The 14,945-nt window shown below is 61.0% G+C and carries 16 protein-coding genes; 10 read left to right on the top strand and 6 right to left on the bottom strand.

Translation table 11 applies throughout. From position 1 onward, the window contains the following. Positions 1-73 precede the first annotated feature (73 nt). The 8 genes from AC25BC_RS10515 to sufA all read left to right on the top strand — a co-directional run bounded on the left by AC25BC_RS10515 (position 74) and on the right by sufA (position 7,373). Positions 74-1,291, top strand: coding sequence for a cysteine desulfurase family protein (locus AC25BC_RS10515; RefSeq protein ID WP_012757601.1), 1,218 nt, complete (start codon positions 74-76; stop codon positions 1,289-1,291). 93 nt (positions 1,292-1,384) lie between these two features. Beyond that, on the top strand, positions 1,385-2,854 hold the full coding sequence (sufB, locus tag AC25BC_RS10510; RefSeq protein ID WP_012757600.1) for a Fe-S cluster assembly protein SufB: 1,470 nt from the start codon (positions 1,385-1,387) through the stop codon (positions 2,852-2,854). A gap of 1 nt (position 2,855) precedes the next feature. Further along, the gene (locus AC25BC_RS10505; RefSeq protein WP_012757599.1) at positions 2,856-3,101 is read left to right on the top strand and encodes a hypothetical protein; all 246 of its coding nucleotides are present in this window, start codon (positions 2,856-2,858) and stop codon (positions 3,099-3,101) included. Positions 3,102-3,184: 83 nt separating this feature from the next. Continuing rightward, a complete protein-coding gene (gene sufC, locus AC25BC_RS10500) occupies positions 3,185-3,940 on the top strand; it encodes a Fe-S cluster assembly ATPase SufC (RefSeq protein WP_012757598.1) in 756 nt (251 codons plus the stop codon). 25 nt (positions 3,941-3,965) lie between these two features. Then, entirely contained in the window at positions 3,966-5,240 is a 1,275-nt protein-coding gene (sufD, locus tag AC25BC_RS10495) for a Fe-S cluster assembly protein SufD (RefSeq protein WP_012757597.1), read from the top strand. Between the two features lie 12 nt (positions 5,241-5,252). Next, positions 5,253-6,494, top strand: a complete 1,242-nt coding sequence (locus AC25BC_RS10490) for a cysteine desulfurase (RefSeq protein WP_128439321.1) — start codon at positions 5,253-5,255, stop codon at positions 6,492-6,494. A gap of 12 nt (positions 6,495-6,506) precedes the next feature. Continuing rightward, positions 6,507-6,887 carry an SUF system Fe-S cluster assembly protein gene (locus AC25BC_RS10485; protein ID WP_003559708.1) on the top strand — a complete coding sequence of 127 codons (381 nt, stop codon included), beginning with the start codon at positions 6,507-6,509 and terminating at the stop codon, positions 6,885-6,887. A 93-nt stretch (positions 6,888-6,980) separates the two neighbouring features. Further along, a complete protein-coding gene (sufA, locus tag AC25BC_RS10480; protein WP_012757595.1) occupies positions 6,981-7,373 on the top strand; it encodes a Fe-S cluster assembly scaffold SufA in 393 nt (130 codons plus the stop codon). Between the two features lie 66 nt (positions 7,374-7,439). On the opposite strand, the gene AC25BC_RS10475 is transcribed toward sufA, so the two are convergent. The 3 genes from AC25BC_RS10475 to AC25BC_RS10465 all read right to left on the bottom strand — a co-directional run bounded on the left by AC25BC_RS10475 (position 7,440) and on the right by AC25BC_RS10465 (position 8,726). Next, positions 7,440-7,745 carry a flagellar basal body rod protein FlgC gene (locus AC25BC_RS10475; protein WP_012757594.1) on the bottom strand — a complete coding sequence of 102 codons (306 nt, stop codon included), beginning with the start codon at positions 7,743-7,745 and terminating at the stop codon, positions 7,440-7,442. A gap of 132 nt (positions 7,746-7,877) precedes the next feature. Beyond that, the gene (locus tag AC25BC_RS10470) at positions 7,878-8,174 is read right to left on the bottom strand and encodes a hypothetical protein (RefSeq protein ID WP_128439320.1); all 297 of its coding nucleotides are present in this window, start codon (positions 8,172-8,174) and stop codon (positions 7,878-7,880) included. 33 nt (positions 8,175-8,207) lie between these two features. Then, positions 8,208-8,726, bottom strand: a complete 519-nt coding sequence (locus AC25BC_RS10465) for a Dps family protein (RefSeq protein ID WP_012757593.1) — start codon at positions 8,724-8,726, stop codon at positions 8,208-8,210. Between the two features lie 484 nt (positions 8,727-9,210). On the opposite strand from AC25BC_RS10465, the gene AC25BC_RS10460 reads away from it, so the two are divergent. After that, entirely contained in the window at positions 9,211-11,496 is a 2,286-nt protein-coding gene (locus AC25BC_RS10460; RefSeq protein WP_128439319.1) for an FdhF/YdeP family oxidoreductase, read from the top strand. 31 nt (positions 11,497-11,527) lie between these two features. Here the strand turns inward: AC25BC_RS10460 and AC25BC_RS10455 are convergent, their stop codons facing one another. The 3 genes from AC25BC_RS10455 to AC25BC_RS10445 form a co-directional block, all read right to left on the bottom strand. Further along, a complete protein-coding gene (locus AC25BC_RS10455; RefSeq protein ID WP_012757591.1) occupies positions 11,528-12,574 on the bottom strand; it encodes a glycoside hydrolase family 25 protein in 1,047 nt (348 codons plus the stop codon). A gap of 163 nt (positions 12,575-12,737) precedes the next feature. After that, complete coding sequence (locus tag AC25BC_RS10450) at positions 12,738-12,899, bottom strand: hypothetical protein (protein WP_162770400.1); 162 nt, start codon at positions 12,897-12,899, stop codon at positions 12,738-12,740. Between the two features lie 86 nt (positions 12,900-12,985). After that, positions 12,986-13,570, bottom strand: a complete 585-nt coding sequence (locus AC25BC_RS10445) for a TetR/AcrR family transcriptional regulator (protein ID WP_012757590.1) — start codon at positions 13,568-13,570, stop codon at positions 12,986-12,988. A gap of 133 nt (positions 13,571-13,703) precedes the next feature. On the opposite strand from AC25BC_RS10445, the gene AC25BC_RS10440 reads away from it, so the two are divergent. Beyond that, on the top strand, positions 13,704-14,672 hold the full coding sequence (locus AC25BC_RS10440) for an SDR family NAD(P)-dependent oxidoreductase (protein ID WP_012757589.1): 969 nt from the start codon (positions 13,704-13,706) through the stop codon (positions 14,670-14,672). The last annotated feature ends 273 nt before the right edge of the window (positions 14,673-14,945 follow it).

Below are 14,945 nucleotides of genomic sequence, written 5' to 3'. Positions count from 1 at the left end.
AGCCCGGCGGAAATTTCAAGAAAAATGAGCCGCGGGTGCCGAAGCAAGCTCGTCAAGCGCAGGACTGAAGATCATGGCGCCGCCACGCCTTTATCTCGACTGGAATGCCACAGCGCCGCTGCACCCCACGGCACGCGCGGCGATCATGCGCGCCATCGACATTTTCGGCAATCCAAATTCCGTTCACGGCGAAGGGCGTGCCGCCCGCGCTGCGATCGAAGGCGCACGACGCAAAGTGGCGGCACTGGTCGGCACCGACGCCGGCAATGTGGTCTTTACCAGCGGCGCGACTGAGGCCGCCAATCTGGTGCTGACGCCGGATTTCCGCATGGGCCGCACGCCGCTTCGGCTCGGCCAGCTTTATTTTTCGGCGATCGAGCATCCGGCGGTGCGCGAAGGCGGCCGCTTCGCCAGAGAGACGATGACGGAGATCCCGGTGACGGAAGCCGGCATCGTCGATCTCGATGCGCTCGGCCGCTTGCTCGAAGCGCATGACAAGGCTGCCGGCCTGCCGATGGTCGCTATCATGCTCGTCAACAATGAGACGGGCATCGTGCAGCCTGTCGAGGCAGCGGCAAAGATCGTCCATGCCCATGGTGGCCTCTTCGTCGTCGACGCCGTGCAGGCGGCCGGCCGCATCGCGCTCGATATAGAGAAGATCGGCGCCGACTTCATGATCGTTTCCTCGCACAAGATCGGCGGGCCGAAGGGGGCCGGCGCGCTCATTGCGCGCGGCGAGGCGCTGATGCCCAGGCCGCTGATCCAGGGCGGCGGACAGGAGCGGGGTCACCGCTCGGGGACACAGAATTCGCTGGCGCTGATCGGCTTCGGCGCGGCAGCAGAAGCGGCGGTCGACGAACTCGAGGCGCGCAATGCGGCAATCGGCGCGTTGCGCGAGCGGCTCGAAGCCGGCATGCGTCAGACGGCAGCCGACGTGATGATCCACGGCGAGGGTGGCGAGCGTGTCGCCAATACGATCTTCTTCACCCTGCCGGGGCTGAAGGCCGAGACCGGACAGATCGCCTTCGATCTCGAAGGCGTTGCACTTTCCGCAGGTTCGGCCTGCTCATCGGGCCGGCTTGGCGAAAGCCATGTGCTGACGGCGATGGGACGTGACGCCAAGCTCGGAGCGCTGCGCATTTCGCTCGGCTTTTCGACGACGGAAGAGGATATCGACAGGGCGATTGCGGCTTTCGCAAAGATCGCCAACCGACGCAGGTCGGCTGGCGAGGCGGCTTGCCCTGTGTCAAAACTTGCGGAAACGCAAATTTCTGCTTGCCAATCGGGCTGAAAAGTCCCTTTTGGCCCCTTACATAAAGGGCAAGACAATTGCCCAAACACTACAAGCTGCCGGACCTTGTATCCGGCGAGATTGGAGAATGAGATGGCTGCCGTGCAGGAAACAATCGACCAGGTCCGCCTGATCGATGTGGACCAGTACAAATACGGTTTCGAGACCGTCATCGAGATGGACAAGGCGCCGAAAGGCCTGTCCGAGGACATCATTCGTTTCATTTCGGCGAAGAAGCAGGAGCCTGAGTGGATGCTGGAATGGCGTCTCGAGGCCTATCGTCGCTGGCTGACGCTGGAAGAGCCGACCTGGGCGCGCGTCGACTATCCCAAGATCGATTTCAACGACATCTATTATTACGCCGCGCCGAAAAGCACGCCGGGTCCGAAGTCGCTTGACGAGGTCGATCCGGAGCTGTTGAAGGTATATGAGAAGCTCGGCATTCCGCTGCGTGAGCAGGAGATCCTTGCTGGTGTCGAGAGGCCGAAGATCGCCGTCGACGCCGTTTTCGACAGCGTCTCGGTCGTCACCACCTTCAAGGCAGAGCTGAAGAAGGCCGGCGTGATCTTCATGTCGATCTCGGAAGCCATCCGCGAATATCCGGAACTGGTGCAGAAGTACCTCGGCTCGGTCGTACCGACCACGGACAATTATTACGCGACGCTGAATTCGGCGGTCTTTACCGACGGTTCCTTCGTCTTCGTGCCGAAGGGCGTTCGCTGCCCGATGGAGCTGTCGACCTATTTCCGCATCAACGAGAAGGGCACCGGCCAGTTCGAGCGCACGCTGATCATTGCGGAAGAGGGCGCCTACGTCTCCTATCTCGAAGGCTGCACGGCGCCGCAGCGCGACGAAAACCAGCTGCATGCCGCCGTGGTCGAGCTGGTTGCGCTCGACGATGCCGAGATCAAATATTCGACGGTGCAGAACTGGTATCCCGGCGACAAGAACGGCAAGGGCGGCATCTACAACTTCGTCACCAAGCGCGGCGATTGCCGTGGCGACCGCTCGAAGATTTCCTGGACGCAGGTCGAGACCGGCTCGGCGATCACCTGGAAGTATCCGTCCTGCATCCTGCGCGGCGACGATAGCCGCGGCGAGTTCTACTCGATCGCCGTGTCCAACGGCCATCAGCAGATCGACAGTGGCACCAAGATGATCCATCTCGGCAAGAACACGTCGAGCCGCATCGTCTCCAAGGGCATCGCGGCCGGCGTTTCCAACAACACCTATCGCGGCCAGGTCTCGGCTCACCGCAAGGCATCGAATGCGCGCAACTTCACCCAGTGCGATTCGCTGCTGATCGGCGACAAGTGCGGCGCCCATACCGTGCCCTACATCGAGGCGAAGAATTCGACGGCGCAGTTCGAGCATGAGGCGACAACCTCGAAGATCTCCGAGGACCAGCTGTTCTACTGCCTGCAGCGCGGCATCCCGACCGAAGCGGCGATCGCACTGATCGTCAACGGCTTCGTCAAGGAAGTCCTGCAGGAACTGCCGATGGAATTTGCCATCGAGGCGCAGAAGCTGATCAGCATTTCGCTGGAAGGCTCTGTAGGCTGACATGAGCGAAGCGGACAAGAAGCGCATTCTTGAACGTCTGACGAATATGCGCGGGGAGATATTGGCGAAAATTCGCCCCCGCGAGCTAAGAAACGAGACCGAAACGCCGCCGGAGCAGCCTTATGTGTTTCTCCGGCAGCGCATGGAAAAACCGGGAATGATCTTTCAGGGGATCTCGGATTTTCTCGAATGGGTTGGGCTCGTAACGGTCGCGGTTTTCCGCGTCGTCCGCTTTTTTGCTCGATAGCGCCGAGCGCAACATGTCGATGTCCCTTAGATATTACGCGAGGCTCCTAGTGAGCTGCGCAGAGAAAAACGCAGGAACCAAAGATGCTTGAAATTAAGAACCTTCATGCCCGCATCGCCGAAGACGGCACCGAGATCATCCGTGGCCTGAACCTGACGGTGAAGGCCGGCGAAGTTGCCGCGATCATGGGGCCGAACGGCTCCGGCAAGTCGACGCTCTCCTATGTGCTGTCCGGCCGCAGCGACTACGAAGTCACCGAGGGTGATATTCTCTACAATGGCGAGAGCATTCTCGAGCTCGATCCGGCCGAACGCGCTGCCAAGGGCATCTTCCTCGCCTTCCAGTACCCGGTCGAAATTCCGGGCGTTGCCACCATGCAGTTCCTGAAGGTGGCGATGAACGAGCAGCGCAAAGCGCGTGGCGAGGACGAGCTGACGACGCCGGACTTCATGCGCCGGGTCAAGGATGCCGCCGGCAAGCTGCAGATCAATACCGAAATGCTGAAGCGGCCGCTGAATGTCGGCTTCTCCGGCGGCGAGAAGAAGCGGGCCGAAATCCTGCAGATGGCGCTGCTCGAGCCGAATCTCTGCGTGCTTGACGAAACCGATTCCGGCCTCGACATCGATGCGCTGAAGATCGTCGCCGACGGCGTCAACGCGTTGCGTTCGCCGGACCGCGCGGTCGTGGTCATCACCCACTACCAGCGCCTGCTCGACTATATCGTGCCGGATACCGTCCACGTGCTCTACAAGGGCCAGGTGATCAAGTCGGGCGACAAGACGCTGGCGCATGAGCTGGAAGCCAACGGCTATGCCGACATCATCGGCACGGCGGCCTGAGTTTCGGGTGGAAAGGATGATGTCCATGAACATGCAGACGACGAGCCGCCTGACTGCGGCCGAGACGGCGCTGATCGAGGCCTTCAATCAGCAGATCGGCGAACTGCCGGGCAATGGCACGGTGACGGCCCTGCGCGACCGGCTTCTCGACGACCTGAAGAAGGCCGGCCTGCCGACGCGCCGGATCGAAGCCTGGCATTATACCGACCTCAAGAATCTGCTGCGCACCGTTCCGCAGCAGGCGGGCGATGCCGGCTCGGAGGCTTTGGAGCCGCTCGTTGCTGATGCCACGGTGCTGGCGGTGATCCAAGGCCATTCCAACCAGAAGGCTACGGCCGACGGTCTTGGCGTTTCGGCCTATTCCGAACATCTGCTCGACGGCTCCGCCGCGGATGGCCTGGATGCGCTCGGCAGCGACGACGCGGTCGGCCGCATCAATGGCAGCTTCGTGCGCGATGGCTATGTCATCGACGTGCCTGCCGAGACCGAGCTTGAAAACCCGCTCGAAATCCAGTTCATCCATGCGGGCGGGCAGACGCATACTCGCTTGCCTGTGTCCTTCGGCGCCGGTGTCAAGGCGACGGTCATCGAGCGTCACCGCACGGTGACCGGCGATGCTGCGCTGGTGTCCCACGTCACCGACATCACGGTCGGCGAAGGCACGGAACTGACCTGGATCATCCTGCAGCAGCAGGGAGCCGACGATACGCATCTCGGCCAGATCCGCATCGATCTCGGCGCAGACGCCAAGCTCCGGCTTTTTGTCATCAATGCCGGCGGCAAGCTGGTGCGCCAGGAGCTGCATATCAAGGTGACAGGCGAGGGCGCCGACCTGACGCTGCGCGGCATCAATCTGCTCGGCGGCGACACGCATACCGACGTGACGATGGTACTCGGCCACGACGTGCCGAATACCGGGTCGACCGAAGTCATCCGCAACGTCGTCTTCGACCGTGCCAAGGGTGTCTTCCAGGGCATGATCCGGGTGGCGCCCGATGCGCAGAAGACCGATGCCAAGATGGCCTGCAACACGCTGCTGATGTCCGACGATGCCGAATTCTCGGTCAAGCCCGAGCTCGAAATCTTCGCCGACGACGTGCAGTGCGGCCACGGCGCCACGGTGACCGATATCGACGCCAACCATCTCTATTACATGATGGCGCGCGGCATTCCGGAGAACAAGGCGCGGGCGATGCTCGTCAACGCTTTCGTTGCCGAAATCGTCGAGGAACTGGAAGACGAAGCCCTGGTCGAGGCGCTGGAAGGCGTGATTTCGGCCTGGCTCGAAAAGCACGCCTGATCGGATATATCAATGGACAAGATAGTGCCGGCCAAGCCATACGACGTCGAAGCCATCCGCCGGGATTTTCCGATCCTAGCGGAGAAGGTGCATGGCAAGCCGCTGGTCTATCTCGACAACGGCGCGTCGGCGCAGAAGCCGCAGGTGGTGATCGACGCCATCTCGCATGCCTATAGCCATGAATATGCCAATGTGCATCGTGGCCTGCACTATCTCTCGAATGCGGCCACGGACGCCTATGAGGCAGCGCGCGAGAAGGTCCGCCGCTTCCTCAATGCGCCTTCGGTGAACGACATCGTCTTCACCAAGAATTCGACGGAAGCGATCAACACCGTCGCCTATGGCTGGGGCATGCCGAAGATTGGCGAAGGCGACGAGATCGTGCTTACGATCATGGAGCACCATTCCAACATCGTGCCCTGGCACTTCATCCGCGAGCGGCAGGGCGCCAAACTTGTCTGGGTGCCTGTCGACGACGAGGGCGCCTTCCATATTGAGGATTTCGAGAAGAGCCTGACGGAGCGCACCAAGCTCGTTGCCATCACCCATATGTCGAATGCGCTCGGCACAATCGTTCCCGTCAAGGAAGTCTGCCGGATCGCGCATGCGCGCGGCATTCCGGTGCTGATCGACGGCAGCCAGGGCGCCGTGCATCTGCCTGTTGACGTGCAGGATATCGATTGCGACTGGTACGTCATGACCGGCCACAAGCTCTACGGCCCGTCAGGCATCGGCGTGCTTTACGGCAAGAAGGAGCGGCTTTTCGAGATGCGCCCGTTCCAGGGCGGTGGAGAGATGATCTTCGAGGTCGCCGAGGATATGGTCACTTATAACGACCCGCCGCATCGCTTCGAGGCCGGCACGCCGCCGATCGTGCAGGCGATCGGGCTCGGTTATGCGCTCGACTACATGGAGAAGATCGGCCGCGAGGCGATCGCCCGGCATGAGGCCGATCTTGCCGCCTATGCGGTCGAGCGGCTGAAATCCGTCAATTCGCTGCGAGTCTTCGGGACGGCGCCCGACAAGGGCAGCATCTTTTCCTTCGAACTTGCCGGCATTCATGCCCACGACGTCTCGATGGTGATCGACCGGCAGGGTGTTGCAGTCAGGGCCGGCACGCATTGCGCCATGCCGCTCTTGAAACGCTTCGGCGTCACCTCCACATGCCGTGCATCCTTCGGCATGTACAATACCCGCGCCGAGGTCGATGCCCTGGCCGATGCGCTTGATTATGCGCGCAAGTTCTTTGCTTGAGGAGTGTCCGTGATGAGCCTGGACGAAAGCGAACAGAAGATCGACGTGCGCGAAGGCATCGTGCATTCCAGCATTCCGGCCGATGAGCTGGCGCGACTCAGCGACGACGTCATCAGCGCGCTGAAGACGGTCTACGATCCGGAAATTCCCGCCGACATCTTCGAGCTCGGTCTGATCTACAAGATCGACATCGAGGACGACCGGATGGTGAAAATCATGATGACGCTGACCGCCCCCGGCTGCCCGGTGGCCGGCGAGATGCCCGGGTGGGTCGAAAACGCCGTCGGCGCCGTCGAAGGCGTATCGGGCGTCGAGGTGGCAATGACCTTCGATCCGCCGTGGACGCCGGATCGCATGTCGGAGGAGGCGCAAGTCGCCGTCGGCTGGTACTGACATCCCGCGGTATTGATCCGTTTACTTCAGGGTACTACATTTGAGTCACGATGCGCCGGATCTTGACCCCGGTTGCGGAAGGAGAATGAGCCGATGGGCTTTGCAATCATGAGCATGACGGACGGGGCTGCGGCCCGCGTCAAGGCGATCGTCGAGAATTCGGGTGCTGATGCCAAGGGTGTCCGCGTCGGCATCAAAAAGGGCGGCTGCGCCGGGATGGAATATACCATCGACCTAGTGACCGAGCCCAATGCCAAGGACGACCTGATCGAGCGCGACGGTGCAAGAGTCTGGGTCGAGCCGTCGGCAGCCCTCTATCTGCTCGGCACCGAAATGGGCTTCGAGACGACGACGCTCCGCTCCGGCTTCACCTTCACCAATCCGAACCAGACATCGGCCTGCGGCTGCGGCGAATCCGTCGAGTTGAAGCCCGCCGATCTCGCAGCCCTTGCCGCCCAGCGCCAGGGCGAGCCGGCGCATTCCTGATAGCCGCGCCCTTCAGGCTGGCGGGAAATTCTCAGCCAGCCAATTCTCGATGAAATCCGGGTGTGCTCAGTCGCGCTTGATGCTCATCAGCATTTCCCACATGTCGGCGCCGGTCTCGAAGACCACGGCATTTGCCTTGTAGCTCTGCTCGGCTTCGATCAGGTCGGTGAGCTCCGTGGCCTGATCGACCTCTGACGTCGTCGGGCTGACGACGGCCTGTACGCCGCCTGACACAACGGATGTGAGGCTGGTGTTCAGCCTAGCATAGTCTGGCGTGCTGGTGTTTGCAATGTTGTTGGCAATCGCGCTAACCCGCGTCGCCTGTGCCCGCATTCCCGAAAGAGCAGTACTCGCAATATCCGATAGGCTCATCAGCCGTTTCCCCAGAACTGGATGGTAAGCTTGTAGCTGCGAGGCTTTAGGAAATGCTGAAGGCTTTGCGTTAGCAAAAGCCTTAGGTCAGGGCCTCGTGCCGTCGCCTCTGTTCGGGATCGGCACGGCACTTTATCCAGGATAAGCGGCAGTGGAGCCTGCGGCGGCGATAAGAGACGCCGCCACCAGGGCCGACATGGGCGATGCGGCGGCTGCAAATGCAAGCGCCGCAGCCAGGATGAGCAACTGGCCGATGATCAGCCGGCGTCGATTGACATGGTTCCCGAACGACCGCAACGGAGGCCATTCGCGTCCGTGACATAGCGCTTCATAACAAGTGTCGACGAAAGCTGATCCGTTGGCGGCCGCCTTCGCCAGACGACCAAATCTTCCGAGTTGAGGATCCTCAAGTGTCCGGATAGTGGTCATGACATTACCGCTTTCCAGCGGACGGTCAGCCGGTTATGCGGCGTTCCGGGTTGTTTCGAACAGGAACCAGGCGCGGCGTTCCGTCTCGTCGATCCAGACTTCGAGCAGGCTTGATGTGGCGACGTCGTTATGCTCGGCGCAGACCTCGTGCGCCTGCCTCATGAACGAGATGAGCTGCTGGTTGTCGTCTTTCAGTTCTGCGAGCATGTCGCGCGGCGTGACGAAATCGGCGTCATTGTCGAGAAGGCGCTGCAGCCGGCCGATATGACCGATCGAGCGAATCGTCATGCCGCCGATCTTGCGGGCGCGCTCGGCGATCGCATCGGTCATCGCGAAAATCTGGTCGCCCTGTTCGTCGAGCAGGAGGTGATAATCGCGAAAATGCGGGCCGCTCATATGCCAATGGAAGTTCTTGGTCTTGAGATAGAGGGCAAAGGTATCGGCAAGCAGCGCTGCCAGCGGGCCCGAGATGTCGGCGGTCGCGTTGGAGGCAAGGTCGGACGGAGTGGCAAGCGACGCCTTGCGACGGTTTTCGAGTTCGATACGGTCCATGGCTGTTCTCCCTGGCTGGGGATTTCGGGAATGAGCGATCTGGCTGCGCGGCCGTCAATTTGGCGTTCCTGCTTCGCTGGCCTTGAAAGAACCGTAGAGCAGGTTTGGAAAGCAGGACATTCAATGCTGGTGTAGCCGGACCTATCCTTCTGTTTAGGTCTCAGCGGGCACCACGAGCTTGGGCAATATGGTATCAACAAGATCCCCCATACCTATGTATAGTTTCGTGGTCTGCTGCCGGGACGTAAGGTCTGGCTGTCTCTCGGAAGTGACTTCCATGTGGAGACCGGCACCGCGAATGTGCCGATAGACATCGGCATGTCCCCTCCCGCGCCGAGTCTCGTGGATCCCATGATCCGCCAGGACCGCTCCGCCCCCTCGGAGCGGTCCGATCTTTTAAAAGGATGTCCGCGCCATCTATCGCATGGCATCCCTTTGCATTGATAATAGGCGCTGGCCCTCGGACGGATTTGTGGAGCAGGTGATGACCAAGAAGCGGCCGAAAGGCATCGAGAAATACACGGCCCCTGCCGGCGGTTGGGGTGCACTCAAAGCCGTCGCCGAAACCCTTGCGCGCCAGCAGGTCATTGCGCAGGGGGCTGCGACGCTGCTGAAAGCCAATCAGCCCGAGGGGTTCGATTGTCCGGGCTGCGCCTGGCCCGATCCCAAACATACGAGTTCATTCGAGTTCTGTGAAAACGGCGCCAAGGCGATCACCTGGGAATCCACGGCGAAACGGGCCGGGCCTGACTTTTTCGCAGGGCATACGGTCGCCGAACTGTGGCAATGGAACGACCATCAGCTGGAAGACCAGGGCCGCCTGACGCACCCGCTGGTCTATGATCACGCCAGCGACCGCTACCTGCCGATCGGCTGGGAGGAAGCCTTCACGCTGATCGGCGCCGAACTGCGCAAACTGCCCGATCCTGACATGGCCGAATTCTACACATCGGGACGCGCCTCGAACGAGGCGGCATTCCTGTTCCAGCTTTTTGTCAGGGCCTACGGCACCAACAATTTTCCCGACTGCTCGAACATGTGCCATGAGGCGACCAGCGTCGGTCTGCCCGACTCGATCGGGGTCGGGAAGGGCACGGTGACCTTGGAAGATTTCGATCATGCCGATGCGATCTTCAGCTTCGGCCACAATCCCGGCACCAACCACCCGCGGATGATGACCACTCTGCATGATGCCGCGAGGCGCGGCGTCCCGATCGTGGTCTTCAATCCCCTGAAAGAACGCGCGCTCGAGAAATTTGCGGGACCGCAGAACCCGGTGGAAATGGCGACGATGTCTTCGACGCCGATCGCATCTGCTTATCATCAGCTGCGCACCGGAGGGGATCTCGCTGCCCTCAAGGGCCTGATGAAGCGGATATTCGAGCGCGACGATGCCGATATCGCGGCAGGCGGCAAAGGCTTTCTCGACCGGGAATTCATCGAAGCCCACACGATCGGACTGGAGGCTCTTAAGGCCGATATTGCAAAGACGGAGTGGGCGTCGATCCTGAAGAGATCGGGATTGACGCTCGAGGCGCTCGACAGCGCCGTTGATGTCTATCTCAACGCCCGCAACGTCATCCTCTGCTATGGCATGGGCATCACCCAGCACAGCCACGGCACTGCCAATGTCCAGCAGCTTGCCAATTTCCTGATGTTGCGGGGAAATATCGGCCGCCAGGGCGCCGGTATCTGCCCGCTGCGGGGGCATTCGAACGTTCAGGGCGACCGGACCGTCGGAATCACCGAGATCCCCAACATGGCGCTTCTCGACGGCATGGAGAAGGCCTTTGGCTTTCGCCCGCCGGAGGAGAAGGGCCATAACGCCGTCGAGGCCATCGAGGCGATCATCGAAGGCCGGTCGAAGGCGCTGGTCTGCCTCGGCGGCAATCTCGCCGTCGCCATATCCGATCCGGAGGCGACATTCGCCGGCATGCGCAAGCTCGACCTTGCCGTCCATCTGGCGACAAAGCACAACCGCTCGCACCTGCTGATCGCCCGAACCTCCATCATCCTTCCCGTTCTCGGCCGCACCGACCAGGATATTCAGACGACGGGACCACAATCGGTGACCGTCGAGGATTCCATGTCGATGGTGCACGCCTCGCGCGGCTTCCTGAAACCACCAGGCGAAGAGCTGAGATCCGAACCGGCGATCATCGCCGGCATCGCCAAGGCAACGCTCGGCGTCAAATACGGTATCGATTGGGACGGGATGATCAGCGATTACAATCGCATTCGGGAAAAGATCGAAGTGGTCTTTCCCGATTTCCATGATTTCAACACACGGGTCAGGAAACCCGGCGGCTTCCGGCTTACAGTGGCGGCCTCCGACCGGCAATGGCGCACGCCCTCAGGAAAAGCACAGTTCCTCATCGCGCCTGGGCTGGAGGAAGATCCGCGCCTTGCAGACGCAGACACACTGGTTCTGACAACGCCGCGCAGTCACGACCAGTACAACACGACAATCTATAGCCTTGACGACCGCTATCGTGGCGTCTTCGGCCGCCGTGACGTGATCTTCATGAACAGCGGGGATCTCTTCGCACGCGGCCTCGCCGATGGCGATAAGGTTGATATCGAGTCGGTCGCTGAAACCAGCAGCAGGGCGGTCAGAGGCTTCACCGCAGTGGCCTACGACATCCCTGTTGGCTCCATCGCCGGATATTATCCCGAGATGAACAGGGTCATCGCGCTTGGCGATTACGACCGGAAATCGGGAACGCCTGCCTACAAAGGCGTGCCGGTGAAGGTGCAGAAGTCCGCGTGAGGACGGGGCGCGGAGCCATTGCAAGCTTCGGCTATCGCGACGCCACCCAGTCGTGCCAATCGCTTTCATTGCCGTTGAACACGTTGAGGTCGATCTTGCCGTCAACGCCATCGGAAAGGCCGGAGCCGGAATATTGCCAGAACAGCCACTTGCGACCCGGATAGACCTTGGAGGGGTGAGCGGCCACAGAGCGCAACCAGAAGGGGTAGTCGAGCAGTTGGCCCTTCAAATTGTCGCGGTAGAAGTCCGGCGCCGTGTAGATGATCGGGCGCTGGCCGTAATAGCGCTCCAGCTTGTCCATGAAGACCTGCATCTTTTCCCGGACACGTGCAGGCGAGATGCGCCTCTTGCAGCTCGATTCGCCGTTCCATTCGACGTCGATGACGGGCGGAAGAGCGTTGGCTTCCCTTGGCACGTTGCGGATGAACCAGTCGGCCTGCTCGCCTGCCGTCCGGCACCAATAGAAGAAGTGATAGGCGCCGTGTTTCAGGCCGGCTTCCTTGGCGCGGCGCCAGTTTTTCTTGAACATCGGATCAAGGTGATCGCCGCCGTCCGTGGCTTTGATGTAGACGAAATTGGCGCCTTGCCTCCGCAACGTTTCCCAGTCGATCTCGCCCTGCCAACGCGAGACATCGACGCCATGCACGGCAAGCTTTCTCGGCGAGGTGGAGCCGAAGTTGATCGGCTTGGCATCGCGGAAGCGGTGGCCGTAAATTTGGCCGCGTGTCGGCGATCTCGTGCCGACATCGGGCATTGCATTGCCGGCGGGATTGGCCGGCATCAGCAGCGCGACCGGTTTATCTGTCGGCAGCGGCATGCCAACCGGCCTGTCGGCGGGCACGAGCGCCTGCGGCTCCGGAACCTCTCCCGCCCAGCGCAACGCTTGCTGCGGCGGGCTTGCCTGCGGCGCAGGATCGCCCACGGCAGCGGCAGGAATCGGGCCGCTTGGCTGGGCGATGGCATTGGTCGTTTCCGACGACGGCACGTTGCCCAGCACATCTTCGGCGCCAGAACTGGCGGCGCATCCCGACAGGATCAGGGCGGCGAGGAGGATTGCTGGCACTGCCGATGTACGCATAAGAACCTGCACGCAGAACAAGGGATCGACGGAGATCCATGTTGATGGAAGCCGCCTTTCTGAATTGCTAACAGAGACTTGCTAAGAAAGGTTAAATTTGATCCTTGCGCACCAAAAGCATGCAGACCCTCCCAACCTGGGGAAGGAGCTTTGCCTAACGCTGCTACTCAGCCGCCTCTGCGTAGCTTTCCACCGGCGGGCAGGTGCAGATCAGGTTGCGATCGCCATAGACGTTGTCGACGCGGTTGACCGGCGACCAGTATTTGTCGACACGGAAGGCGCCGGGTGGAAAGCAGGCCTGTTCGCGGCTCCCAATCGCCGACAAGTTCTTCCACCTTGCGCGCGGAAACCCTCCATGTCGATGTCCCCAACCGTCATCTGAGACAGCCGTGCCGCAATGGTACGACAGCCTCAGCGACTGGCTCTCATACCCGCAATCAGAATATCGATGAGTTGCCTTGCCGCATCCCGCCAGGCGGGGCCACTGCTGATGCTCGCGCCGCCGGCCAGGGCGCGCAGGATATCGAGCGGGTCCATCGCCAGACGGATTTCACCAGTGGCGACTGCGCGATCCACCAGCAGATTGACGGCACCTATGATCAAATCGGCAGAATCGGCATAGAGCTCGGAGGTGCCGCCGACCAAAGAATCCAGCACTTCGGACATGCCGTGTTTCGTCACGACATAGTCGACGAACTGCACCAGCCACAGGCGAAGCGCTTCGACAGGCGGATGTGTCTCGGCAAGGCTTTTGGCGGCAGCGGCAAGCTGCGCCGTCTCGTTGCGGTAGATGGCGGAAACCAGTGCGTCGCGGGTCGGGAAATGGCGATAGAGCGTGCCGATGCCGACGCCGGCGATGCGGGCGATTTCCTCCAGGCTGGCGCTGGAACCCTTGTCGGCAAAGACGGTCTTTGCCGTCTCCATCAGCAGAAGACGATTGCGTTCGGCATCCGCACGCGGCTTTCGGGCGGTGGGCTCGTCGCTTTTTTCGGCCATTTCCGAGAGGCCCCTTGATAAGCGGAGGTACCCTCCATATTTATCTGGAGGCATCCTCCTTTTATTTCATTTGAGGCCGGCGGGCAATGGTCCACCAGCCTGGAGCGGTGCGTCCATGATCAAGGAGATAATCATGAGTGGACTTTTTGGCGCGACATCGACCACCGATGAGGTGCTCGCCGGCGTCGATCTCAAGGGCAAGCGTGTTCTGGTGACGGGTGTTTCGGCCGGCCTCGGCGTGGAAACCGCGCGTGTGTTGGCAGCCCATGGAGCGCAGGTGACGGGTACGGCACGTGACCTTGCAAAGGCGAGGGCGGCAACGGAAGTCGTGCGTGCCGGTGCGGCCAATGGCGGCAGCCTTGATATCGTCGAGCTTGATCTTGCCTCTCTGGCAAGCGTGCGCGCCTGTGCCGATGCGCTCATTTCGGATGGCCGGCCCTTCGATGTCGTCATTGCCAATGCCGGCGTGATGGCCGCTCCCTTCGGCCGCACCGCCGATGGCTTCGAAACGCAGTTCGGCACCAACCATCTCGGTCATTTCGTGCTGGTCAACAGCATCGCACCGCTCGTCAAATCGGGCGGCCGAGTGGTGATCGTCGCATCCTCGGGCCATCGCATGGCACCTTTCAGCCTCGATGACCTCAATTTCGAGAGCAAGACCTATGAGCCCTGGGCGGCCTATGCCCAGTCGAAAACCGCAAATATCCTGTTCGCGGTGGAACTCGACCGGCGCCTCAAGGAGCGCGGCATCCGTGCAACGGCACTGCATCCCGGCGGCATCCAGACCGAGCTCGACCGTCATCTCGACCCTGACATGATTGAAGGCATGATAACGCAGATCAACGCAGCACTCTCCGCCGAGGGCAAGCCGCCTTTCCAGTGGAAGACGATTCCTCAGGGTGCGGCTACCTCCGTCTGGGCAGGTTTCGTCGCCCCTGCAGACGCGGTCGGTGGCAGATATTGCGAGAATTGCCACGTCTCCGAAGTGACGGATGCGGAGATCAGCCCGATTTCCGAAGGCGTGCGTACCTACGCGCTCGATCCCGAGACGGCCAGGGGATTGTGGACGAAAAGCGAGCATATGGTCGGCGAGCGCTTCTAGAGCATGATGCCGAAAAGTGTAAGCGGTTTTCGGACGACATCATGCTCTAACTATATAATGTAGAACAGGATTCAGATTTTAGGCCGACCCGGCCTAAAATCATCCTGTTCTAGCCCGCAAACCGGCACGCTTCGACGCTGATAGAGAGCAGGGGAACTGGGAAACTGGTGCCCCTGCCGAGGAATTGAACCTGGATCGGCTAACAAGACAGGTTAGCCGCACATTTCTATCAGAATTAGGAAAGCCCCTCCCTTGATGGAAGGGGCTCAGATT

Source organism: Rhizobium sp. WSM409 (genome assembly GCF_057653825.1).
Note: the sequence above shows the minus strand (reverse complement) of the source record. Positions and strands in the feature narration are given on the sequence as shown.

Bases quoted from the DNA above. Each gene is read 5' to 3' on its own strand.
- AC25BC_RS10515 (WP_012757601.1), top strand. From the start codon at position 74: ATGGCGCCGCCACGCCTTTATCTCGACTGGAATGCCACAGCGCCGCTG.
- sufB (WP_012757600.1), top strand. From the start codon at position 1,385: ATGGCTGCCGTGCAGGAAACAATCGACCAGGTCCGCCTGATCGATGTG.
- AC25BC_RS10505 (WP_012757599.1), top strand. From the start codon at position 2,856: ATGAGCGAAGCGGACAAGAAGCGCATTCTTGAACGTCTGACGAATATG.
- sufC (WP_012757598.1), top strand. From the start codon at position 3,185: ATGCTTGAAATTAAGAACCTTCATGCCCGCATCGCCGAAGACGGCACC.
- sufD (WP_012757597.1), top strand. From the start codon at position 3,966: ATGAACATGCAGACGACGAGCCGCCTGACTGCGGCCGAGACGGCGCTG.
- AC25BC_RS10490 (WP_128439321.1), top strand. From the start codon at position 5,253: ATGGACAAGATAGTGCCGGCCAAGCCATACGACGTCGAAGCCATCCGC.
- AC25BC_RS10485 (WP_003559708.1), top strand. From the start codon at position 6,507: ATGAGCCTGGACGAAAGCGAACAGAAGATCGACGTGCGCGAAGGCATC.
- sufA (WP_012757595.1), top strand. From the start codon at position 6,981: ATGGGCTTTGCAATCATGAGCATGACGGACGGGGCTGCGGCCCGCGTC.
- AC25BC_RS10475 (WP_012757594.1), bottom strand. From the start codon at position 7,745: ATGAGCCTATCGGATATTGCGAGTACTGCTCTTTCGGGAATGCGGGCA.
- AC25BC_RS10470 (WP_128439320.1), bottom strand. From the start codon at position 8,174: ATGACCACTATCCGGACACTTGAGGATCCTCAACTCGGAAGATTTGGT.
- AC25BC_RS10465 (WP_012757593.1), bottom strand. From the start codon at position 8,726: ATGGACCGTATCGAACTCGAAAACCGTCGCAAGGCGTCGCTTGCCACT.
- AC25BC_RS10460 (WP_128439319.1), top strand. From the start codon at position 9,211: ATGACCAAGAAGCGGCCGAAAGGCATCGAGAAATACACGGCCCCTGCC.
- AC25BC_RS10455 (WP_012757591.1), bottom strand. From the start codon at position 12,574: ATGCGTACATCGGCAGTGCCAGCAATCCTCCTCGCCGCCCTGATCCTG.
- AC25BC_RS10445 (WP_012757590.1), bottom strand. From the start codon at position 13,570: ATGGCCGAAAAAAGCGACGAGCCCACCGCCCGAAAGCCGCGTGCGGAT.
- AC25BC_RS10440 (WP_012757589.1), top strand. From the start codon at position 13,704: ATGAGTGGACTTTTTGGCGCGACATCGACCACCGATGAGGTGCTCGCC.